The sequence below is a fragment of the Bradyrhizobium sp. Mp27 genome (assembly GCF_029953005.1).
Taxonomy (GTDB): Bacteria; Pseudomonadota; Alphaproteobacteria; order Rhizobiales; family Xanthobacteraceae; genus Bradyrhizobium; species Bradyrhizobium barranii.
In genome coordinates this window covers 1-1604 of sequence record NZ_JASAUS010000474.1, presented here as the reverse complement: position 1 = coordinate 1604, position 1604 = coordinate 1, and the positions used below count along the sequence as shown (strand labels likewise).

Genomic DNA, 1604 nt, shown 5'->3' with positions numbered 1-1604 from the left:
GGTGGTCAGGCGGCGAAAAGCCGAAGGCAATCCTGTGCGCCTCGTCAGAGCAGATGTGCGGCCACATCAATCGGACTAGAAAACGCACTCTCACGAATAGGACGGGCTAGAGCTATCGTAATCTATCCAATGAATGCTCTCGCCAATAGCCAGCTTGAAGAACTGGAAAAATTCGTTGCGTCCTCCGGAGTGGATGAAAAGCTGCGTCCAACCTTTGCTCGTTACACCGGCCAAGAATCGGATTCGAGGCGACAAGAGATAGCAACTCTTAAGCCAGATATTCTGCTCACGAACTTTATGATGCTTGAACTCTTGTTGACGCGCCAAGACGAACTTGACCAAACGGTGATCGACAACGCTCGTGGATTGGAATTCCTGGTTCTTGACGAACTCCACACATATCGTGGTCGCCAAGGTGCAGGTGTGGCCATGCTGGTTCGTCGGGTCAAAGAACGGCTCGCGGGAAAAAAGAAGCTGCTATGCATCGGCACGTCGGCGACGATGTCGAATGCTGAAAACGACGAAGCGCGGAACAGAGCCGTAGCGGAAGTCGGATCCAAGCTCTTCGGCGAGCCGATGGGTCCTAACTCCATCATCGACGAGCATCTGGCGCGCGTTACCGATCCAACTGCTCATGGCTCATCGCTCGGCCAAACCCTCCGCGATGCGGTTACCGGGCAAATACCCACGAACATTAGCAACAAAGCTCTCTTTCATCACCCTCTGGCGTGTTGGATAGAAACGGAAGTCGGTCTCATTGAAGGCGAAAAGCTGCGACGTCGCCCGCCGATGACACTGGGCGAGGCAGCCGAAAAGCTCGCTCTCACTACCGGCCTGGGCACAGAGAAGTGTGCGGAAGCCGTCGCTCGCATTTTATCAGTAATGGGACGTCGTGAAGATTTAAGGGGGGGCACCAGCGATCGCGCGTTCTTAGCGTTCAAACTGCACCGATTTATTTCCGGCGCGGGACAGGTTTATTCCACGCTCGAACCAGCATCGTCCCGCCGCATAGTTCTGGAGGGACAGGTTTTTCATCCAGACGATGAATCAGCCCGTCTTTACCCCACGTTCTTTTGCCGGGAATGTGGGCAGGAACATCACAGCGTCAGCATTGTCGGTGGAAAGGTGGTTGCTCGGCCTATTGATGAACCGCCTTCAGACGAAGTCGACCCCGACGGTACAGAAGGCGGCTTTCTCGTTCCAACGGTCAACGAAGACTTTGCCTTCTCGGGCCACATATCGGACTACCCCGACGATTGGCAGGAAACGAGTCCCGCTGGCACGGAAAGGCTAAAGCAATCGCACCGCGGGAAGCATGAAGGATTGCTACTGACCCTCGGTAAAGACGGTTCGTCAGATTCTCAGGGTGTTCCCGCGTGGTTTTTTCGCGGAGCTTACCGATTTTGCCCGCAATGTCGCCACCAACCGCCATCTCAAGCTCGCGACATAAACAAGTTGGCTAGCCTGTCGGCGGAGGGACGCAGCTCGGCGACAACCCCGTGGGTCGGTCAAAATCCCCCGGGTATGGTCACTTGAAACTCCCCCACCTGATGATCGCCGTCAGCGCCGCTGAACAGCAGTAGCCGGTCAGGCAGGACGTTTAT

Annotated in this window: 1 protein-coding gene; it reads left to right on the top strand. The window is 55.6% G+C overall.

The window, feature by feature from the left end:
- Positions 1 to 69: 69 nt before the first annotated feature.
- On the top strand, positions 70 to 1536 hold the full coding sequence (locus QJT78_RS51060) for a DEAD/DEAH box helicase (RefSeq protein WP_348652446.1): 1467 nt from the start codon (positions 70 to 72) through the stop codon (positions 1534 to 1536).
- Positions 1537 to 1604 lie beyond the last annotated feature (68 nt).